This is a genomic window from Klebsiella sp. KPN54798, assembly GCF_021184225.1.
In the GTDB taxonomy this organism is placed as follows: Bacteria; Pseudomonadota; Gammaproteobacteria; order Enterobacterales; family Enterobacteriaceae; genus Klebsiella; species Klebsiella pneumoniae.
The window spans coordinates 500,679-520,640 of sequence record NZ_CP089234.1 but is presented as its reverse complement, the minus strand read 5'-3'; the positions used below and the strand labels follow the sequence as shown (position 1 = coordinate 520,640).

Below are 19,962 nucleotides of genomic sequence, written 5' to 3'. Positions count from 1 at the left end.
TGTGATCCAGGCCTGATTATGATCTTTTGCATACTTGTATGGTAATAAAAGTAGCGTAATTTGTTCAGAAAAAAGACAATGGAAGGAATCAAAATGAGAAGCGTCGTCGTCAAAGAGCCAGGCCAACTGAACATTGAATCACGTCCGGTTCCAGTTCCGGGCGCCCATGAAGTACGGGTGAAAATTGCTTTTGCCGGGATCTGTGGTTCCGATGTACACATCTATCACGGCCACAACCCTTTCGCGAAATATCCCCGCGTCATCGGCCATGAATTCTATGGCATCATCGACGCCGTCGGCGAGCAGGTATCTCCGGCACGCATCGGCGAGCGTGTCGCGGTGGACCCCGTTGTCAGCTGCGGCCATTGTTATCCTTGCTCGGTAGGAAGGCCGAATGTCTGTACGCAGCTCCAGGTCATAGGAGTTCACCGCGACGGGGGATTTAGCGACTATGCCTGCGTGCCGGCGAAAAATGCCTGGCGCATCCCCGAGGCTATCAGCGACCGTCAGGCAACGATGGTTGAGCCTTTTACCATCGCGGCAAATATTACCGCCCAGCTGCAGCCCACGGCGCAAGATATTGCCCTGGTTTACGGCGCTGGCCCGATGGGGCTGACAATCATTCAGGCGCTAAAGGGGGTATATGGCGTTAAGCAGGTGATCGTCGTGGATCGCATTGCCGAACGTCTGCAGATGGCCCGGGAAAACGGCGCCGATCTGACGCTCGATAACACTGACCAGCCGCTCGCGGAACAGCTGGCGCAGCGGCAGCTTGCCCCCACGCTGGTCATTGATGCCGCCTGCCACCCGGCGATCCTGCAGGAAGCCATTCTCCTCGCCTCCCCCGCCGCCCGCATCGGTATACTCGGTTTCTCCGGCGAGGCCTCGACCCTCACTCAGCAAAGCATCACCAGTAAAGAAATTTCTATTTTCTCCTCCCGGCTGAACAGCGGGCGTTTTCCGCTGGTCATCGACTGGATGGAGAAAGGCCTTATTCGTCCGGAGGCGTTAATCACCCATTGTATGCCGCTGGAGCAGGTGAAAGAGGCCATGGAGATTTTTGCTAACGACCGTAAGACCTGCTGCAAAGTGCTGCTGCAGCTGGGTTAAACCGGCATCGTATAGAATAACGGCCGACGGATATCTGCGTATCCGCCGCGCCTGATATAAATAATATAATGAGCATGGTGTTATCATGGGAAAAAATATCCGCTGGATTATCGTCCTGTTATTATTTTTAGTATATATGATAAATTATCTTGACCGGGTGGCATTATCCATTACGGTCCCGATGATTGAAAAGGACCTTGCACTTAACGCTGAACAATTCGGCATTATTTTCGGCAGCTTTTTCTTCGGCTACGCGGTATTTAATTTTATTGGCGGTTTGGCCGTGGATAAGTTTGGCGCAACGCTGGTAATGGGCCTGGCGGTCGGTCTGTGGTCGCTGTTTTGCGGCTTAACCGCGGTAGCCACCGGCTTTTATTCCATGCTGGTGCTGCGGGTGCTTTTCGGGATGGCGGAAGGCCCGATCTGCGCATCGGCGAACAAGATGATCAACGGCTGGTTTCCTAAAAAGCAAGCGGCTACCGCCGTCGGCTTTCTCAGCGCAGGCTCTCCGCTGGGCGGCGCGGTCGCCGGCCCCATCGTCGGTTACCTGGCCCTGGCATTCGGCTGGCGCCCGGCTTTTATGATTATTTTCGCTATCGGTATTGTATGGATGATAGCGTGGTTTTTCATTGCCGCTAATTCGCCCGAAAAGCACAAAAAAGTCAGCCAGGAAGAACTTAAGCTGATTAATAAAATGAAAGAAGAAGAAGTCGCGCTGGAAACAATAGAAAATCAAACAGCTCACTCACTGGGTTATTATTTGAAACAGCCAATTATTCTGGTAACGGCCTTTGCCTTCTTCTGCTACAACTATATTCTGTTTTTCTTTCTCAGCTGGTTCCCGTCCTATCTGGTACAACAGCACCATCTGGATATTAAACAGATGAGCCTTACCACTATGATCCCATGGATAGTCGGCTTTGTCGGTCTGGCGCTTGGGGGCTATATTTCCGATAAAATTTTTAAACTCACCGGGCGCCTGCTGCTGTCGCGCAAAATTGTGCTGGTGGTATGCCTGCTGATGGCCGCTATCTGCGTGGGACTGGCGGGTACCGTCAGCAGCGTCGTGCCTGCCGTTCTGCTGATGTCGGTCTCCATCTTTTTCCTCTATGTAACCGGGGCGATCTACTGGGCGATTATCCAGGACGTGGTGCATAAATCCCGCGTCGGCGGCGCCAGCGGCTTTATCCATCTTATCGGCAGCGTCTCCGGCATCGTGGGGCCGATTGTTACCGGCTATATCGTGCAGTCTACTGGTAAATTTGACAGCGCTTTCGTACTCGCCGGCACTATCGCCGCGCTTGGCGCCCTGCTGGTGCTGTTCGTGATCAAAACTCCGCGTGTGACGATGAAAGCCAGCCAGGCATAAATGGCAGGAGCGCGATGTCCGGCATTGTTCCGGACATCACGCTCGTACTTCTCACTCAGCCTGGGGAGCAACCCAGCTACGGCCCAGCGCCGAGCCCTGAGCGCCCTGCTGATTCAGATAACGATCCAGTTCAACCATGCCGGTCCAGCGATTTTCACACCACAGCGGCGCCAACAGCGTGGGCCGACGGGCGCTGGCGGAAATACGGTGGTAGATCACCTCCGGCGGCGTATGGCGGATCATCTCTCCAGCGGTGACGGTATACGCCTCCAGCTCAATGCCATCGAGACGCCCGGCCTGCCACGCTTTGGCCATAATGCTGCCTTTCACAATATGCAGTGGATGCAATTTGATCCCATCCACGCCGGTCGCCACTACCTGCTCCAGCGTCTGCAGACAATGCCCCTGGCTCTCTCCGGGCAGACCGACGATCAGATGCGCACAGACTTTCAGCCCCCGCTCTCGCGCCAGGCGCGCGGTACGCTGATAACAGGCGAAATCGTGTCCACGGTTAATGCGATGCAGGGTCTTGTCATGAGCAGTTTGCAGCCCCAGCTCCAGCCATACCTCATACCCTTGCTGATGGTATTCACTCAGCAGGTCAAGGACCGCCTGCGGAACGCAGTCCGGGCGGGTGCCGACGCACAGGCCAACGATATTTGCGGCACTGACGGCCTGACGATACATTGAACGGAGCACCTGCACTTCAGCGAAGGTGCTGGTGTAGGCCTGAAAATAGGCCAGATAGCGCTTCGCCCGGTTGACGAGCTGCGCCTGATGAGCGAGCTGTTCGGCGATAGAGCGATGCTGCTGCGCCTCATCGGCAAACGATGCCACGTTACAGAAAGTGCAACCGCCGCGGCCCAGCGTGCCGTCGCGGTTTGGGCAGCTAAAACCGCCGTGCAGCGTTAGCTTATGGACCTTTTCGCCATAGCGACGCATAAGATCCCCACCAAACATATTGACTAATTTCTGTAACTGCATAATCTGATAGACCGCCCTCAACAAAGGGGGCCAAGCCTGCCACTTTTCGTCACCGACGGCGATGACATAGATCAATCGTCAGCGCGGCGATCAACCCTATTGCATAAACAATCAAGATTACTGCAATTTCATTCAACCCCCAGGTGATGAGTTTTCCTTATATTTTATCTTAGCATTGCCCTAATCTGCTTTCTGGTAAAAAACGGTATTAATGTCCAGTAGTTAAAAATATTGCAGTCAAATATGCTAATAATGAAATGTATTTCAGCGCATATTGGTAATGCAAAGCCGCGTGCACAGTGAGACAGATCACACTAGCCGCACCACCAGCAGGCGTATTCAAAGCATAAAAATTGCCATTATTTTCTTTAATAACAATTAGTTAACTTGTGTATAGCACATTTTTGTATTAATAAGATTGCCATTTGACGTAAGTGTGGATTCCCGATAAGTTGGGAATCCGCTGGAAGCTTTCTGGATGAGCACTCTGCTCATCATATTTATGCAGTAATTGAGATTCCCTCTTAACAGCAAGTCCTCAAACTTGTGTACCGATGCGAAAAGGATTTAAAGAGGGCGAATGCGAGGTGTAAACCCCGTCGCCATGCTCTTTCTGTGCCTGTGCGCAATCGGTATCGGAGGGTGTCCGTAGAGCCTGGGGAGGTTCACTGATATGTTGTACGACAAATCCCTTGAGAGGGATAACTGTGGTTTCGGCCTGATCGCCCACATAGAAGGCGAACCTAGCCACAAGGTAGTGCGAACCGCAATACACGCACTGGCCCGCATGCAGCACCGTGGCGCAATCCTTGCCGATGGTAAAACCGGCGACGGTTGCGGTCTGCTGCTGCAAAAACCCGATCGTTTCTTCCGCATCGTTGCCGAAGAGCGCGGCTGGCGTTTAGCCAAAAACTACGCCGTTGGGATGCTGTTCCTGAATAAAGATCCTGAGCTGGCTAAAGCGGCGCGCCGCATCGTTGAAGAAGAACTTCAGCTTGAGACCCTGTCGATTGTCGGCTGGCGCGATGTGCCGACCAACGAAGGCGTGCTCGGTGAAATCGCCCTCTCCTCGCTGCCCCGTATTGAGCAAATCTTTGTCAACGCCCCGGCTGGCTGGCGCCCGCGCGATATGGAGCGCCGTCTGTTTATTGCGCGTCGTCGCATTGAAAAACGTCTGCAGGAAGACAAAGATTTCTACGTTTGTAGCTTGTCCAATCTGGTCAACATCTATAAAGGTCTGTGTATGCCGGCGGATTTGCCGCGCTTCTACCTGGACCTCGCGGACCTGCGCCTGGAGTCGGCTATCTGCCTGTTCCACCAGCGCTTCTCCACCAACACCGTACCACGCTGGCCGTTGGCGCAGCCGTTCCGCTACCTGGCGCACAACGGTGAAATTAACACCATTACCGGCAACCGCCAGTGGGCCCGCGCCCGTACCTATAAGTTCCAGACCCCGCTGATCCCTGACCTGCACGACGCCGCGCCGTTCGTTAACGAAACCGGCTCCGACTCCAGTTCTATGGACAACATGCTGGAGCTGCTGCTGGCCGGCGGGATGGACATCGTGCGCGCCATGCGTCTGCTGGTGCCGCCAGCCTGGCAGAACAACCCGGATATGGATCCGGAGCTGCGTTCATTCTTCGACTTTAACTCCATGCATATGGAGCCGTGGGACGGCCCGGCGGGCATCGTCATGTCCGATGGCCGCTACGCGGCCTGTAACCTCGACCGTAACGGTCTGCGCCCGGCGCGCTACGTCATTACCAAAGATAAGCTCATCACCTGCGCCTCCGAAGTCGGCATCTGGGATTACCAGCCTGACGAAGTGGTCGAGAAAGGCCGCGTGGGCCCGGGCGAGCTGATGGTTATCGATACCCGTGCCGGACGCATTCTGCACTCAGCGGAAACCGATGACGATCTGAAGAGCCGCCACCCGTATAAAGAGTGGATGGAGAAAAACGTTCGTCGCCTGGTGCCGTTCGAAGATCTGCCGGACGAAGAGGTTGGCAGTCGCCAGCTGGATGACGACACGCTCGCCAGCTACCAGAAACAGTTTAACTACAGCGCGGAAGAGCTGGACTCCGTCCTGCGCGTGCTCGGCGAAAATGGCCAAGAAGCAGTCGGTTCGATGGGCGATGACACGCCATTCGCCGTGCTTTCCAGCCAGCCGCGCATTATCTACGATTACTTCCGTCAGCAGTTCGCCCAGGTGACTAACCCGCCGATCGACCCGCTGCGCGAAGCGCACGTCATGTCGCTGGCTACCAGCATCGGCCGCGAAATGAACGTCTTCTGCGAAGCGGAAGGCCAGGCGCATCGTCTGAGCTTCAAATCGCCGATCCTGCTGTACTCCGATTTTAAACAGCTGACGACGATGGAAGAAGAGCACTATCGCGCCGACGTCCTCGATATCACGTTCAACCCGGCAGAGGCCTCCCTCAGCGAGACGGTGAAAGCGCTGTGCGATAAAGCGGAGCAAATGGTGCGCGACGGCACCGTGCTGCTGGTGCTCTCTGACCGCAACATCGCCAAAGACCGTCTGCCGGTACCGGCGCCGATGGCCGTTGGCGCGATCCAGACCCGTCTGGTCGATAAAAGCCTGCGCTGCGATGCCAACATCATCGTTGAAACCGCCAGCGCCCGCGATCCGCACCACTTCGCCGTGCTGCTCGGCTTTGGGGCGACGGCTATCTATCCATACCTCGCCTACGAAACGCTGGCGAAGCTGGTCGACAGCAAAGCCATCGATAAACCGTACCGTGCGGTGATGCTGAACTATCGCAACGGTATCAATAAAGGTCTGTATAAGATCATGTCCAAGATGGGGATCTCGACCATCGCCTCCTACCGCTGCTCGAAGCTGTTCGAAGCGGTCGGTCTGCATCGCGATGTCTCCGAGCTCTGCTTCCAGGGCGTGGTCAGCCGCATCGGCGGCGCCAGCTTCGACGACTTCCAGCAGGATCTGCTGAATCTGTCGAAACGCGCCTGGCTGGCGCGTAAGCCGCTGGCCCAGGGCGGTTTGCTGAAATATGTGCACGGCGGCGAATATCATGCCTACAACCCGGACGTGGTGCGCACCCTGCAGCAGGCCGTGCAGAGCGGCGAATACAGCGATTATCAACAATACGCGAAACTGGTTAACGAACGTCCAGCGGCCACGCTGCGCGACCTGCTGGCGCTCAACCCAGGCGAAGACGCCATCAGCATCGACGAAGTAGAGCCGGCGAAGGAGCTGTTTAAACGCTTCGATACCGCGGCGATGTCGATCGGCGCCCTGAGCCCGGAAGCGCACGAGTCGCTGGCGGAAGCGATGAACAGCATCGGCGGCTTCTCCAACTCCGGTGAAGGCGGTGAAGACCCGGCGCGCTACGGCACTAATAAAGTGTCGCGCATCAAGCAGGTCGCGTCCGGCCGCTTCGGCGTCACGCCAGCCTACCTGGTCAATGCCGACGTCATCCAGATCAAAGTCGCCCAGGGGGCGAAACCGGGTGAAGGTGGCCAGCTGCCGGGTGATAAAGTCACCCCGTACATCGCCAAACTGCGCTATTCGGTACCGGGCGTCACGCTGATTTCCCCGCCGCCGCACCACGATATCTACTCTATCGAGGATCTGGCGCAGCTGATTTTCGACCTCAAGCAGGTCAATCCGAAAGCGATGATTTCGGTCAAACTGGTTTCTGAGCCGGGCGTTGGCACCATCGCCACCGGCGTGGCCAAAGCCTATGCCGACCTGATCACCATCGCCGGCTACGACGGCGGCACCGGGGCGAGCCCGCTCTCTTCGGTGAAATATGCCGGCTGTCCGTGGGAGCTCGGCCTGGTGGAAACCCAGCAGGCGCTGGTCGCTAACGGTCTGCGTCATAAGATCCGTCTGCAGGTGGATGGCGGCCTGAAAACCGGTCTTGATATCATCAAAGCGGCGATCCTCGGCGCGGAGAGCTTCGGTTTCGGTACCGGCCCGATGGTCGCGCTGGGCTGTAAATACCTGCGTATTTGCCACCTGAACAACTGCGCTACCGGCGTGGCGACCCAGGATGACAAACTGCGTAAGAATCACTATCACGGTCTGCCGTTCAAAGTGACCAACTACTTTGAATTTATCGCCCGTGAGACCCGCGAGCTGATGGCCCAGCTGGGCGTCAAGCGTCTGGTGGATCTGATTGGCCGCACCGATCTGCTCAAAGAGCTGGATGGGTTCACCGCCAAGCAGCAGAAACTGGATCTGGGTAAACTGCTGGAGACCGCAGAGCCGCATCCGGGCAAAGCGCTGTACTGCACCGAGAACAACCCACCGTTCGATAACGGCGTGCTCAACGCCCAGCTGCTGCAGCAGGCGAAACCGTACGTGGATGAAAAGCAGAGCAAGACGTTCTGGTTTGATATCCGTAACACCGACCGCTCCGTGGGGGCCTCGCTGTCCGGGTATATCGCCCAGACCCATGGCGACCAGGGACTGGCGGGCGACCCGATCGTCGCTCACTTTAGCGGCACCGCGGGCCAGAGCTTCGGCGTGTGGAACGCCGGCGGCGTGGAACTGCATCTGACTGGCGACGCCAACGACTACGTCGGGAAAGGCATGGCGGGCGGTCTGCTGGCCATTCGTCCGCCGGTGGGCTCTGCGTTCCGCAGCCATGAAGCCAGTATTATCGGCAACACCTGCCTGTACGGCGCGACCGGTGGTCGTCTGTACGCCGCAGGCCGCGCGGGCGAGCGTTTCGCCGTGCGTAACTCCGGCGCCATCACCGTGGTGGAAGGCATCGGCGACAACGGCTGCGAATATATGACCGGCGGCATCGTCTGCGTGCTCGGAAAAACCGGCGTCAACTTTGGCGCAGGGATGACCGGCGGCTTTGCCTATGTCCTGGATGAAGATGGCGACTTCCGCAAACGCGTGAACCCGGAGCTGGTGGAAGTGCTGGACGTTGATTCTCTGGCCATCCATGAAGAGCACCTGCGCGGTTTAATCACCGAGCACGTACAGCTTACCGGTTCGCAACGCGGCGAAGAGATCCTCGCCAACTGGCCGGCCTTCTCCGCGAAGTTTGCGCTGGTTAAACCAAAGTCCAGCGATGTTAAAGCACTGTTGGGTCACCGTAGTCGTTCCGCAGCTGAGCTGCGGGTGCAGGCGCAGTAAGGGGTTAAGATGAGTCAGAACGTTTATCAATTTATCGACCTGCAACGCGTTGATCCGCCAAAGAAACCGCTGAAGATCCGTAAAATTGAGTTTGTGGAAATTTACGAGCCGTTTTCAGAAGGCCAGGCCAAGGCGCAGGCGGATCGCTGCCTCTCCTGTGGCAACCCGTACTGCGAATGGAAGTGCCCGGTGCATAACTACATCCCGAACTGGCTGAAGCTGGCCAACGAGGGGCGTATTTTTGAAGCGGCCGAGCTGTCGCATCAAACCAACACTCTGCCGGAAGTCTGCGGGCGCGTCTGCCCGCAGGACCGCCTGTGTGAAGGCTCCTGTACGCTGAACGATGAGTTCGGCGCGGTGACCATCGGCAACATCGAACGCTATATCAACGATAAGGCATTCGAGATGGGCTGGCGTCCGGATCTCTCCGACGTGAAGCCGACCGGTAAAACCGTCGCGATCATCGGCGCTGGCCCGGCGGGCCTCGCCTGCGCCGACGTGCTGACCCGTAACGGCGTCAAGGCGGTGGTATTTGACCGCCATCCGGAAATCGGCGGCCTGCTGACCTTCGGTATCCCGGCGTTCAAGCTGGAAAAAGAGGTGATGACCCGCCGCCGGGAGATCTTCACCGGCATGGGCATTGAGTTCAAACTCAATACCGAAGTGGGCCGCGACGTGCAGCTCGACGACCTGCTGAAGGAGTACGATGCGGTGTTCCTCGGCGTCGGGACCTATCAGTCGATGCGCGGTGGACTGGACAACGAAGACGCTCCGGGTGTTTACGACGCGCTGCCGTTCCTGATCGCTAACACTAAGCAGATCATGGGCTTTGGTGAAACCGCCGATGAGCCCTATGTCAGCATGGAAGGCAAACGCGTGGTGGTGCTCGGCGGTGGCGATACCGCGATGGACTGCGTACGCACCTCCGTCCGTCAGAATGCGGCGCACGTGATCTGCGCCTATCGCCGTGACGAAGAGAACATGCCCGGCTCAAAACGCGAAGTGAAAAACGCGCGCGAAGAAGGCGTTGAGTTCCAGTTTAACGTCCAGCCGCTGGGCGTGGAAGTGAATGCCAATGGTAAGGTTTGCGGCGTGAAGATGGCGCGCACCGAAATGGGCCAGCCGGATGCGAAGGGCCGCCGCCGCGCGGAGATCGTCCCCGGCTCTGAGCACGTGGTGCCGGCTGACGCCGTAGTCATGGCGTTTGGCTTCCGTCCGCACAGCATGGAGTGGCTGGCGAAGCACAGCGTCGAACTGGACTCCCAGGGCCGTATTATCGCCCCGGAAGGCAGCGAAAACGCCTTCCAGACCAGCAACCCGAAAATCTTCGCCGGTGGCGATATCGTTCGCGGTTCCGATCTGGTGGTCACCGCGATTGCCGAAGGCCGTAAAGCGGCGGACGGGATCCTCAACTACCTTGAAGTCTGATTAGGTCCGGAGCCTCACGCATAAAAGCCCGATGGTTAACGTCATCGGGCTTTTTTATTGCTCATTCGCCGGGCAAACCGCCGCTTTCAGCGCCGTATTATACCAGCCGCAGATATGCTCCAGGCGGGTAATCGCCGAGCCGACGGTCACCGCCCACGCGCCGCAGCGCATCGCCTCCGCCGCCTGGGCAGGCGTGTTATAGCGCCCTTCGGCAATCACTCTGCAGCCCGCCACGCTCAGGCATTGCACCAGCGCCAGATCCGGCTCCTCCGGCGTCTCCTCTGCGGTATAGCCGGAGAGAGTCGTCCCGACAATCTCAGCCCCCAACTGCCAGCACTCGAGAGCATCGTCGAGAGATGAGCAATCGGCCATCGCCACTTTTCCCAGCTGATGAATTTCTGCTAATAGCGCCGACACTGACGCCGGACGCTGACGCTGGGTGCCGTCAATAGCAATAATATCCGCTCCGCCCTGCGCCAGCGCGTCGATATCTTCCAGCCATGGCGTAATACGCACCGGGCTATCGGGCAAATCGCGTTTGATCAACCCAATAACGGGCACCGTCACTAACGGACGAACGGCCTGCAGGTTGGCCTGGCCTTCGATGCGCAGCGCTACCGCTCCCGCCTGCTCAGCCGCCAGCGCCATTGCCGCGACGATAGCGGGATTATCCAGCGGACTGCCCGGCACCGGCTGGCAGGAGACAATTAATCCGCCATGATGACGGATACGCTGGTCCAGTTGTGCGAGTAAAGACATGTCTGCTCCCTAAAAACTACCTGTGGCGATGACGATACCAGCCATGGGACGCCTCGTTTGTGGCAGAGTTAACAAAGCGGACAGACAAAAAAACAGGCCCCGCAGGGCCTGTCAGAGAAGGGATTTACTTCACCACGCGCAGCGCCGGGCGACCACCGCGCGGCGGCGGCGTGTCGTCAGGATCGTCGTCGTGATTATCCGGCTTATCGCCATCGATCACCGACATCACCGTTTCGCTTTCACTCTCCGGCGCGACGTCATCATCGTTGAGGCTGCTGACGTCTTCGTCATAGGCCGCTTCCGGTTCGAACATCGTACCAGCGCCGTTCTCACGGGCGTAGATGGCGAGTACCGCAGCCAGCGGGACAGACACGTTGCGTGGTACCCCGCCAAAGCGCGCGTTGAAGCGCACTTCGTCGTTCGCCAGCTCGAGATTGCCTACCGCACGCGGGGCAATATTGAGAACGATTTGCCCATCGCGCGCGTACTCCATCGGCACGAGCACGCCCGGCAGCGTCACATCCACCACCAGGTGCGGCGTCAGCTGGTTATCCAGCAGCCAGTCATAAAACGCCCGTAACAGATACGGGCGACGCGGCGTCAGCTGTGATACATCCATTATTTAGCCCCGACCGAGGCGCATTTCACGCTCGGCTTCAGTTAAAGAAGCGAGGAAGGAATCACGCTCAAATACGCGAGTCATATAGCCTTTGAGCTCTTTCGCGCCAGCGCCAACCAGCTCCACACCAAGAACCGGCAGACGCCACAGCAGCGGCGCCAGGTAGCAGTCCACCAGGCTGAACTCATCGCTCAGGAAGTAAGGTTTCTGGGTGAAGACCGGCGCGATGGCCAGCAATTCTTCACGCAGCTGCTTACGCGCAGCATCAGCTTGCGCTGCGGTACCGCTCTGGATGGTGTTCATCAGCGAATACCAGTCCTTCTCGATACGTTGCATATACAGGCGGCTTTCACCACGCGCCACCGGATAAACCGGCATTAACGGCGGGTGCGGGAAACGCTCATCCAGATACTCCATAATGATGCGGGATTCCCACAGAGTGAGCTCACGATCCACCAGCGTCGGTACGCTTTGATTCGGGTTGAGGTCAATCAGATCCTGAGGCGGGTTATCCTTCTCCACGTGCTCTATCTCAAAACTGACACCCTTCTCGGCCAGCACAATGCGGACCTGATGGCTATAGATGTCAGTAGGACCAGAAAACAGCGTCATTACCGAACGTTTGTTGGCAGCGACAGCCATGAAAACCTCCAGGTATATTCAGAATTTTGTACTGCTGCCGGCCACTCATGACCAGCCAGATGTAAAAACCCCATTAGCGCGATGTCACCTTCGTTCACGAATAAAACAAAAAATGAACAATCACCAGCATTTGGGCAGAAAATTGGATGATAGTTTACCAGATTTTGAAGACGTTGTGGTGAGGGGATTCTGGAAATGCTGAAAAAGTGGCGAGAACCGGCGCTATGCTTGTGGATAACAGCCGTTTTATCCATAAAAAAACCCGCCGAAGCGGGTTTTTTCGCAAATTGTTCTGCGTGAGCAGAAAACAATTAACGTTTGGAGAACTGCGGACGACGACGTGCTTTACGCAGACCGACTTTCTTACGTTCAACCTGACGAGCGTCACGAGTAACGAAGCCAGCTTTACGCAGTTCGGAACGCAGGGACTCGTCGTACTCCATCAGAGCGCGGGTGATACCGTGACGGATCGCACCAGCCTGACCAGAGATACCACCACCTTTAACAGTGATGTACAGATCCAGTTTCTCAACCATGTCGACCAGTTCCAGCGGCTGACGAACTACCATGCGGGCAGTTTCACGACCGAAGTACTGTTCCAGAGAACGCTGGTTGATAACGATTTTACCGTTGCCCGGTTTGATGAAAACGCGAGCTGCGGAACTTTTGCGGCGACCAGTGCCGTAGTATTGATTTTCAGCCATTGCCTATAATCCCGATTAGATGTCAAGAACTTGCGGTTGCTGTGCCGCGTGGTTGTGCTCGTTACCCGCGTAAACTTTCAGTTTACGGTACATAGCACGACCCAGCGGGCCTTTTGGCAGCATGCCTTTAACCGCGATTTCAATCACACGCTCAGGACGGCGGGCAATCATCTCTTCAAAGGTCGCTTCTTTGATACCACCGATGTGGCCGGTGTGGTGGTAGTACATTTTGTCTTCGCGCTTGTTGCCGGTAACAGCAACTTTTTCTGCGTTCAGAACGATGATGTAATCACCGGTATCAACGTGCGGAGTGTATTCCGCTTTGTGCTTACCGCGCAGGCGACGAGCCAGTTCAGTAGCCAGACGGCCCAGAGTTTTACCGGTCGCGTCAACAACATACCAGTCGCGTTTTACGGTTTCTGGTTTAGCTGTAAAAGTTTTCATTAAAAGCTTACCCAAATAATAAGTTACACGTTGGTGAACACCCAAACGTTTAGTCAGTTGAGGTTCACACGACATTGTCCAGCAAACCTACCCCTTCGAATAGCCTATGCCGGCGCATAGAAAGTTTCGGGAAAAAAACCTTCTCGTAACGTGGGGTCGCAAGATTATAGAGAAGTCGGGGTCAAAGATCGACCCCTTTATGAGATTTTTCAGGCCGCGCCCGGGGCGGCCTTGCGGCCCTGAATCCGCCTGAAAAAGTCCCCTGTCAGGGCATATGCGGACGTTTGAGGTACTCTTCGCTCTGCATCTCCTGCAGACGAGAGAGACAGCGCTGGAACTCAAACTTCAGCCGCTCGCCCTGGTAAATGTCGTACAGCGGCACTGCCGCGCTGACCACCAGCTTTACATGGCGCTCGTAAAACTCATCCACCAGAGCGATAAAGCGGCGGGCCTCGCTCTCCAGCTGCGCGGTCATCACCGGCACGTCGAACAGCATCACCGTATGGAACAGTCGGGAGAGCGCGATATAGTCATGCTGGCTGCGCGCATCCACGCATAGCGTGGCGAATGATGCCGCCAGCGTCTGGTTTTCTACGCCGAGGGTAGGCAGCTCGCGATGGTTAATCTCCAGCGTCGGCCCGGCAGCGCGCGGCGCGCCCGCCAGCGCGAGCCACAGTTTATCCATCTGTTCGCGGGTGTCGTTATTCAGCGGCGACAGCCACAGGTGCGCCTGCGTCAGGGTACGCAGTCGATAATCGATGCCGGCATCGACGTTCATAATATCGCAATGCTGCTTGATGGCGTCGATCGCCGGCAGAAAACGGGCCCGCTGCAGGCCATTGCGATAGAGTTCATCCGGCGGAATATTGGAGGTCGCCACCAGGGTGATGCCGCGGGCGAACAGGGCTTTCATCAGCCCGCCCAACAGCATGGCGTCGGTAATATCGGAGACAAAAAACTCGTCGAAACAGAGCACGTCGGTTTCCGCTTTAAAGCGGTCGGCGACGATCTCCAGCGGGTCGCTATGTCCCTGCAGGGTGGTCAGCTCTTCGTGTACGCGCAGCATGAAACGATGGAAATGCAGGCGCTGTTTACGCTCGCCCGGCAGGCTCTGGTAAAACAGGTCCATCAGCCAGGTTTTGCCTCGCCCCACGCCGCCCCACATATACAGGCCGCGGACAGGTGCCGTCCCGGCAGCCGGCTCGCGCTTACCCAGCAGTTTGCCGAATTTCGCGCGCAAACCGCCGCCTGACGCGACCGGCGCGGGCTGCGTCTGCAGTTCCTGGTAAATGGTATCAAGGCGGCTCACCGCTTCTTGCTGGACGTCGTCGGGTTGATGGCTGCCCTCTTTCAGGGCTAAAAGGTAACGCGATGTTGGAGACAGGCTTTGCATGATCTAATTGTTATTCCTTGAAAACCGTAATGCCGAAGCTCACGATTGACGAAAAAAAGGCCGTTCTACACTACGCGATGATACGCCAGGATTCCACTTCTGTGGAATTAGCGGTTATAGTGGCACTATCGGGCGCAGGCGGAGAGCCTAAGAGCCACCCTACGGAACCACAATACAACGGGAGATGTTCATGACCTGGGAATACGCGCTAATTGGGTTAGTCGTCGGTATCATCATTGGTGCCGTCGCCATGCGTTTCGGCAACCGCAAACTGCGCCAACAGCAGGCGCTGCAGTACGAACTGGAAAAGAATAAAGCCGAGCTTGAAGAGTACCGTGAAGAGCTGGTGAGCCACTTTGCGCGTAGCGCCGAACTGCTGGATAACATGGCGCACGACTATCGTCAGCTATATCAGCATATGGCGAAAAGCTCTAACAACCTGCTGCCGGACTCGATGGCAGACGCCAACCCGTTCCGCAACCGTCTGGAAGAGTCTGAAGCCAGCAACGATCAGGCGCCGGTCCAGATGCCGCGCGACTACTCCGAGGGCGCATCCGGTTTACTGCGCGGAGGCGCAAAACGCGATTAAGCCTCGCTGCGATTAAAATATTCTCCGGGCGCGCCCGTCGCGCCCGCTCCTTCCCCCACTTCCCGGCTACAATTTAAACCAGTCCCCACGTTGTTACCTGTGCAAAAATTCAATAACATCAGGTTATTCAGGACATTTTTCCATACACCTCAGGTTACGAGAGCCAGCATCTAATGAAGAAACAGACTTTGCTGTTGAGTGCGTTAGCGTTAAGCATTGGGTTATCGTTGTCGGTCCTGCCTCCGGCAGCGGCATCCTTACCGACTCAGGTGCCCGGCCAGGGCGCGTTACCAAGCCTGGCGCCGATGCTGGAAAAGGTTCTGCCGGCGGTAGTTAGCGTACAGGTGGAAGGCACCGCCTCGCCGACGCTCAATATGCCGGAAGAGCTGAAAAAATATTTTGGCGATAACGCCCCGCAGGAGCAGGCGCAGCCGTTTGAAGGGCTCGGCTCCGGCGTTATCATCGACGCGGCGAAAGGCTATGTGCTGACCAATAACCACGTCATCAATCAGGCGCAGAAGATCAGCGTCCAGCTGAACGATGGCCGTGAGTTCGATGCCAAACTGGTCGGGAGCGATGAACAGAGCGATATCGCTCTGCTGCAGCTGATTAAGCCAGACCACCTGACGCAAATCGCCATTGCTGACTCTGATAAACTTCGCGTCGGCGACTTCGCCGTCGCCGTCGGCAACCCGTTCGGCCTTGGCCAGACCGCCACATCCGGCATTATCTCTGCCCTTGGCCGCAGCGGCTTGAACCTTGAAGGGCTGGAGAATTTCATTCAGACCGACGCCTCGATTAACCGCGGCAACTCCGGCGGCGCGCTGCTGAACCTCAACGGCGAGCTTATCGGGATCAACACCGCGATCCTCGCGCCGGGCGGCGGCAGCATCGGCATCGGCTTTGCCATTCCAAGCAATATGGCGAAAACCCTCGCCGACCAGCTCATTCAGTTTGGCGAAATCAAGCGCGGCCTGTTGGGCATTAAAGGCATGGAAATGAGCGCCGACATCGCCAAAGCGATGAATCTCAACGTTCAGCGCGGCGCCTTCGTCAGTGAAGTCCTGCCAAACTCCGGCTCCGCCAAAGCGGGGATTAAATCCGGGGACGTCATCGTGAGTCTGAACGGCAAACCGCTGAACAGTTTCGCCGAACTGCGTTCGCGGATCGCCACCACCGAGCCGGGTACCAAGGTCAAACTGGGCCTGCTGCGCGATGGAAAGCCGGTCGATGTCGAAGTGACCCTGGATAAGAGCACCTCCTCAACCGCCAGCGCGGAACTGATTATCCCGGCGCTGCAGGGGGCCTCGTTCAGCGACGGCCAGATGAAAGATGGCACCAAAGGAGTGGTGATCGATAATGTGGATAAAGGCAGCGCCGCCGCCCAGGTCGGCCTACATAAAGATGACATTATCATTGGCCTTAACCGGCAGCGTATTCACTCAATTGCCGAACTGCGCAAAGCGCTCGAAGGCAAACCGCCGGTCATCGCCCTGAACGTGATCCGCGGCAACGAAAGCATCTATCTGCTGCTGCGCTGATTGTCTCTCCGGGCATCGCCGCCATGTGCGATGTCCGGACAACTCATGCTATGCTGCGCCTGACCATTCATTAACGATATCTGCATCATGCCTGGAAAGTTATTACGTTCAGTACTCATCGGTTTGCTTGTCGGGGGTCTGCTGCTGGCCCTGATGCCCTCGCTGCGCCAGTGGCAGTTGGCGCCGACTACCCAGAACGATACGGCAGACGACTCCCCGGCGAGCTATAACGCCGCGGTGCGCCGCGCGGCGCCCGCCGTGGTGAACGTCTATAACCGCGCCCTTAACAGCACCAGCCATAATCAGCTGACGCTTGGCTCAGGGGTGATTATGGATCAGCGCGGCTATATCCTGACCAACAAGCATGTTATCAACGATGCCGATCAGATTATCGTCGCCCTGCAGGACGGCCGCGTCTTCGAAGCGCTGCTGGTAGGATCCGATTCCCTCACCGATCTCGCCGTGCTCAAGATCAATGCTACCGGCGGGCTGCCGGTGATCCCGATCAATCCGAAACGCACGCCGCACATCGGCGACGTGGTGCTGGCGATTGGCAACCCTTATAACCTGGGGCAGACCATCACCCAGGGGATTATCAGCGCCACAGGGCGCATTGGCCTCAATCCGACCGGCCGCCAGAACTTCCTGCAGACTGACGCCTCGATCAACCACGGTAACTCCGGCGGGGCGCTGGTGAACTCCCTCGGCGAGCTGATGGGGATTAACACCCTCTCCTTTGACAAGAGCAATGACGGCGAAACGCCGGAAGGCATTGGCTTTGCGATCCCGTTCCAGTTAGCGACCAAAATTATGGATAAACTGATCCGCGATGGCCGGGTGATCCGCGGCTATATCGGCATTAGCGGCCGGGAGATCGCCCCCCTGCACGCGCAGGGCGGAGGGATCGATCAGATTCAGGGGATCGTCGTTAACGATGTGGCCCCGGACGGTCCAGCGGCGCAAGCCGGGATCCGCGCCAACGACGTAATCATCTCCGTGAATGACAAACCCGCCGTCTCGGCGCTGGAGACGATGGATCAGGTGGCCGAGATCCGCCCGGGATCGGAAATTCCGGTGGTCATCATGCGTGATGATAAGAAAATCACGCTCCATATCGCCGTCCAGGAATACCCGGCCACCAACTAAACGGCTCCCGTTTGGGGAGCCACGTTAATCGCTAAATACCGGACCGGCCGGGAATCTGACCAGAAACCCGGTCACCGCCAGCAGCGATCTCAGCGCGGGCCAGACTATCTGTCGCTCGCGAAGCTCATCATCCAGCGTCAGTAGCGCAAATTCCCCCTTCTCACCCAGCACGCCACCCTGCCAGAGCAGACGCTGCGCCTGCTGCCGCGCCCAGGGCGAATCACTCTTCCAGGCCAGCAAATGCAGCAGCGCCTGCTGTAGACAGACGCTGTGAGAATGGTTATCCCGCCGCAGCCGCCGGTAGACGGGCAGGGACACGCTGCGCACGGTATAAAATCCACTGCCCGCCTCTTCATCGCCTTCAGGGATAGCGCGGGCGAACTGCCCCGCCACGTCACACAGCCGGTTGTGCGTCAGTGGAAGTTGCCGGGCGCTGAGCGCCCCGGCCGCCATGCACAGCAGACCGCTGCGCTGCAGCGAGGGCGTCGCAGAGCGCACGACCGCCGCCGGTAAGGCGCTCACCGCCCGTGTTGCCTCCTCAGCGTTGTGGTCAGCGCCGGCCTCATAACAGCTGGCCAGCAGCGCTTCACCAGGCGTGGCGTTCAGCGGGGGCGAAAGCAGGTTCAGCGCCGGCTGCAGTTGTGCAAGTTCATCGCCTGACGCCAGCATGGCGTCAACCACCGCCTCCCGTGTTGATGTCCGGTTTTCCGGACAGCATGCTATGCCTTCATTCATCACCGTCTCCTTATGAGAAATCTCCGCGGCCGGCTTGCCAGCCGCGGGAACAGGCTGGCTTACATCGCCAGCACGTACTTGAGCATCACCCCGGCGGCGATCGCCGAGCCGATCACCCCGCCACGTTCGGGCCCATGGCGTGCATCAGCAGGAAGTTCTGCCCGTCCGCTTCCAGACCCACCTTGTTCGACACCCGCGCCGCCATCGGCACCGCCGACACCCCGCGGAACCAATCAGCGGGTTGATTTTGTGCCTGCTGAACACGTTCATCAGCTTCGCCATCAGCACCCCGGCCGCGGTCCCACGCAGAAGGCGATCACCCCAGCACCAGGATCCCCAGCGTCTGCGGCTGCAGGAACTTGTCCGCCACCAGCTTGGCCCCCACCGACAGCCCGAGGAAGATGGTGACGATGTTGATCAGCGCGTTCTGCACCGTATCGCTCAGCCGCTCCACCACGCCGCTCTCGCGCATCAGGTTGCCGAAGCAGAACATCCCCAGCAGCGGCGCGGCGTCCGGCAGCAGGAGCGCCACCAGCAGCAACAGCACCGCCGGGAAGAGGATCTTCTCCCGCTTACTCACCGTGCGCAGCTGCACCATACGGATCTTCCGCTCCTTATCCGTGGTCAGCGCCTTCATGATCGGCGGCTGGATCAGCGGCACCAGCGCCATATAGGAGTACGCCGCCACCGCGATGGCCCCCAGCAGCTCCGGCGCCAGCTTGCCCGACAGGTAAATCGCCGTCGGGCCGTCGGCGCCGCCGATGATGCCGATGGCCGCCGCCTGCGGCAGGGTGAAGCTGATGATGCCGAAGTAGTTCAGCGTCAGCGCCCGAGCACGGTGGCGAAGATCCCGAACTGCGCCGCCGCCCCAGCAGCAGGGTGCGCGGGTTAGCCAGCAGCGGGCCGAAATCGGTCATCGCTCCGACGCCCATAAAGATGACCAGCGGCGCGATACCCGAGCCAATCGCCACCTTATAGAAGATGGCCAGCACCCCGGCGGAGTAGCCCATGTCCACCGCGAGGCTCTCCATCTGCCCCTGCACCGACGGCAGGGCCAGCGCCAGCGCCTCCTTAATGGTGTGGACGTCCGGCGCGCAGTGGAGCTTCGCGGCAATCACCGCCAGCTGCGCCGGGTCGTGGTGAGCCAGCAGGCTCTCCAGGGCGGTGAGCGCCAGCCCGGCCTCCGGGATATTGGAGAGCAGGCCGCCGAAGCCAATCGGCAGCAGCAGTAACGGCTCGAACTTCTTCGCAATCGCCAGCCAGAGCAGCAGCAGGCTGACCAGCAGCATCACCGCCTGGCCGGCGCCGAGGTGCATCAGCCCCATGCCCTGAATCAGGGCGTTCAGACTTTCCATTTCCGCTCCT

Annotated in this window: 16 protein-coding genes and 1 pseudogene; 7 read left to right on the top strand and 10 right to left on the bottom strand. The window is 58.1% G+C overall.

The window, feature by feature from the left end; translation table 11 throughout:
- Nucleotides 1-93 precede the first annotated feature (93 nt).
- Together LPQ25_RS02515 and LPQ25_RS02510 are read left to right on the top strand one after the other, a co-directional pair.
- Nucleotides 94-1,110, top strand: coding sequence for a Zn-dependent oxidoreductase (locus tag LPQ25_RS02515; RefSeq protein ID WP_002918451.1), 1,017 nt, complete (start codon nucleotides 94-96; stop codon nucleotides 1,108-1,110).
- A gap of 85 nt (nucleotides 1,111-1,195) precedes the next feature.
- On the top strand, nucleotides 1,196-2,479 hold the full coding sequence (locus tag LPQ25_RS02510) for an MFS transporter (RefSeq protein ID WP_002918453.1): 1,284 nt from the start codon (nucleotides 1,196-1,198) through the stop codon (nucleotides 2,477-2,479).
- Between the two features lie 51 nt (nucleotides 2,480-2,530).
- Here the strand turns inward: LPQ25_RS02510 and LPQ25_RS02505 are convergent, their stop codons facing one another.
- Complete coding sequence (locus tag LPQ25_RS02505; protein WP_002918455.1) at nucleotides 2,531-3,463, bottom strand: tRNA modification radical SAM protein MnmL/YtqA; 933 nt, start codon at nucleotides 3,461-3,463, stop codon at nucleotides 2,531-2,533.
- 673 nt (nucleotides 3,464-4,136) lie between these two features.
- On the opposite strand from LPQ25_RS02505, the gene gltB reads away from it, so the two are divergent.
- On the top strand, nucleotides 4,137-8,597 hold the full coding sequence (gene gltB, locus LPQ25_RS02500; protein WP_002918458.1) for a glutamate synthase large subunit: 4,461 nt from the start codon (nucleotides 4,137-4,139) through the stop codon (nucleotides 8,595-8,597).
- A 9-nt stretch (nucleotides 8,598-8,606) separates the two neighbouring features.
- Complete coding sequence (locus LPQ25_RS02495; protein WP_002918461.1) at nucleotides 8,607-10,025, top strand: glutamate synthase small subunit; 1,419 nt, start codon at nucleotides 8,607-8,609, stop codon at nucleotides 10,023-10,025.
- A gap of 54 nt (nucleotides 10,026-10,079) precedes the next feature.
- Here LPQ25_RS02495 and LPQ25_RS02490 read toward each other — a convergent pair whose 3' ends face one another.
- The 7 genes from LPQ25_RS02490 to zapE all read right to left on the bottom strand — a co-directional run bounded on the left by LPQ25_RS02490 (nucleotide 10,080) and on the right by zapE (nucleotide 14,586).
- The gene (locus LPQ25_RS02490; RefSeq protein WP_014906867.1) at nucleotides 10,080-10,784 is read right to left on the bottom strand and encodes an N-acetylmannosamine-6-phosphate 2-epimerase; all 705 of its coding nucleotides are present in this window, start codon (nucleotides 10,782-10,784) and stop codon (nucleotides 10,080-10,082) included.
- 124 nt (nucleotides 10,785-10,908) lie between these two features.
- Entirely contained in the window at nucleotides 10,909-11,403 is a 495-nt protein-coding gene (gene sspB / locus LPQ25_RS02485; RefSeq protein ID WP_002918465.1) for a ClpXP protease specificity-enhancing factor, read from the bottom strand.
- A 3-nt stretch (nucleotides 11,404-11,406) separates the two neighbouring features.
- A complete protein-coding gene (gene sspA / locus LPQ25_RS02480; protein ID WP_002918467.1) occupies nucleotides 11,407-12,045 on the bottom strand; it encodes a stringent starvation protein SspA in 639 nt (212 codons plus the stop codon).
- Complete coding sequence (locus LPQ25_RS02475; protein WP_135801240.1) at nucleotides 12,015-12,299, bottom strand: hypothetical protein; 285 nt, start codon at nucleotides 12,297-12,299, stop codon at nucleotides 12,015-12,017. The genes sspA and LPQ25_RS02475 overlap by 31 nt, the downstream gene beginning before the upstream one ends.
- Before the next feature lie 57 nt (nucleotides 12,300-12,356).
- Nucleotides 12,357-12,749 carry a 30S ribosomal protein S9 gene (gene rpsI / locus LPQ25_RS02470; RefSeq protein ID WP_000829818.1) on the bottom strand — a complete coding sequence of 131 codons (393 nt, stop codon included), beginning with the start codon at nucleotides 12,747-12,749 and terminating at the stop codon, nucleotides 12,357-12,359.
- A 15-nt stretch (nucleotides 12,750-12,764) separates the two neighbouring features.
- Nucleotides 12,765-13,193, bottom strand: coding sequence for a 50S ribosomal protein L13 (rplM, locus tag LPQ25_RS02465; protein ID WP_002918559.1), 429 nt, complete (start codon nucleotides 13,191-13,193; stop codon nucleotides 12,765-12,767).
- A 265-nt stretch (nucleotides 13,194-13,458) separates the two neighbouring features.
- Nucleotides 13,459-14,586 carry a cell division protein ZapE gene (gene zapE, locus LPQ25_RS02460; RefSeq protein WP_004144945.1) on the bottom strand — a complete coding sequence of 376 codons (1,128 nt, stop codon included), beginning with the start codon at nucleotides 14,584-14,586 and terminating at the stop codon, nucleotides 13,459-13,461.
- A gap of 190 nt (nucleotides 14,587-14,776) precedes the next feature.
- Here zapE and zapG point away from each other — a divergent pair, with 190 nt between their 5' ends.
- The 3 genes from zapG (at nucleotide 14,777) to degS (ending at nucleotide 17,862) form a co-directional block, all read left to right on the top strand.
- A complete protein-coding gene (gene zapG / locus LPQ25_RS02455; RefSeq protein ID WP_002918565.1) occupies nucleotides 14,777-15,175 on the top strand; it encodes a Z-ring associated protein ZapG in 399 nt (132 codons plus the stop codon).
- Between the two features lie 173 nt (nucleotides 15,176-15,348).
- Nucleotides 15,349-16,716: a serine endoprotease DegQ gene (degQ, locus tag LPQ25_RS02450; protein WP_004174125.1), complete on the top strand. Its 1,368-nt coding sequence runs from the start codon at nucleotides 15,349-15,351 to the stop codon at nucleotides 16,714-16,716.
- Between the two features lie 87 nt (nucleotides 16,717-16,803).
- Nucleotides 16,804-17,862: an outer membrane-stress sensor serine endopeptidase DegS gene (degS, locus tag LPQ25_RS02445; protein WP_002918568.1), complete on the top strand. Its 1,059-nt coding sequence runs from the start codon at nucleotides 16,804-16,806 to the stop codon at nucleotides 17,860-17,862.
- Nucleotides 17,863-17,886: 24 nt separating this feature from the next.
- On the opposite strand, the gene LPQ25_RS02440 is transcribed toward degS, so the two are convergent.
- Together LPQ25_RS02440 and LPQ25_RS02435 are read right to left on the bottom strand one after the other, a co-directional pair.
- Complete coding sequence (locus LPQ25_RS02440) at nucleotides 17,887-18,597, bottom strand: triphosphoribosyl-dephospho-CoA synthase (protein ID WP_014906866.1); 711 nt, start codon at nucleotides 18,595-18,597, stop codon at nucleotides 17,887-17,889.
- 59 nt (nucleotides 18,598-18,656) lie between these two features.
- Nucleotides 18,657-19,952, bottom strand: a pseudogene (locus tag LPQ25_RS02435) (oxaloacetate decarboxylase subunit beta).
- Nucleotides 19,953-19,962: the final 10 nt, after the last annotated feature.

Excerpts from the sequence above, each read along its gene's own strand:
- LPQ25_RS02515 (WP_002918451.1), top strand. The coding sequence starts at position 94 with ATGAGAAGCGTCGTCGTCAAAGAGCCAGGCCAACTGAACATTGAATCA.
- LPQ25_RS02510 (WP_002918453.1), top strand. The coding sequence starts at position 1,196 with ATGGGAAAAAATATCCGCTGGATTATCGTCCTGTTATTATTTTTAGTA.
- LPQ25_RS02505 (WP_002918455.1), bottom strand. The coding sequence starts at position 3,463 with ATGCAGTTACAGAAATTAGTCAATATGTTTGGTGGGGATCTTATGCGT.
- gltB (WP_002918458.1), top strand. The coding sequence starts at position 4,137 with ATGTTGTACGACAAATCCCTTGAGAGGGATAACTGTGGTTTCGGCCTG.
- LPQ25_RS02495 (WP_002918461.1), top strand. The coding sequence starts at position 8,607 with ATGAGTCAGAACGTTTATCAATTTATCGACCTGCAACGCGTTGATCCG.
- LPQ25_RS02490 (WP_014906867.1), bottom strand. The coding sequence starts at position 10,784 with ATGTCTTTACTCGCACAACTGGACCAGCGTATCCGTCATCATGGCGGA.
- sspB (WP_002918465.1), bottom strand. The coding sequence starts at position 11,403 with ATGGATGTATCACAGCTGACGCCGCGTCGCCCGTATCTGTTACGGGCG.
- sspA (WP_002918467.1), bottom strand. The coding sequence starts at position 12,045 with ATGGCTGTCGCTGCCAACAAACGTTCGGTAATGACGCTGTTTTCTGGT.
- LPQ25_RS02475 (WP_135801240.1), bottom strand. The coding sequence starts at position 12,299 with ATGGATAAAACGGCTGTTATCCACAAGCATAGCGCCGGTTCTCGCCAC.
- rpsI (WP_000829818.1), bottom strand. The coding sequence starts at position 12,749 with ATGGCTGAAAATCAATACTACGGCACTGGTCGCCGCAAAAGTTCCGCA.
- rplM (WP_002918559.1), bottom strand. The coding sequence starts at position 13,193 with ATGAAAACTTTTACAGCTAAACCAGAAACCGTAAAACGCGACTGGTAT.
- zapE (WP_004144945.1), bottom strand. The coding sequence starts at position 14,586 with ATGCAAAGCCTGTCTCCAACATCGCGTTACCTTTTAGCCCTGAAAGAG.
- zapG (WP_002918565.1), top strand. The coding sequence starts at position 14,777 with ATGACCTGGGAATACGCGCTAATTGGGTTAGTCGTCGGTATCATCATT.
- degQ (WP_004174125.1), top strand. The coding sequence starts at position 15,349 with ATGAAGAAACAGACTTTGCTGTTGAGTGCGTTAGCGTTAAGCATTGGG.
- degS (WP_002918568.1), top strand. The coding sequence starts at position 16,804 with ATGCCTGGAAAGTTATTACGTTCAGTACTCATCGGTTTGCTTGTCGGG.
- LPQ25_RS02440 (WP_014906866.1), bottom strand. The coding sequence starts at position 18,597 with ATGAATGAAGGCATAGCATGCTGTCCGGAAAACCGGACATCAACACGG.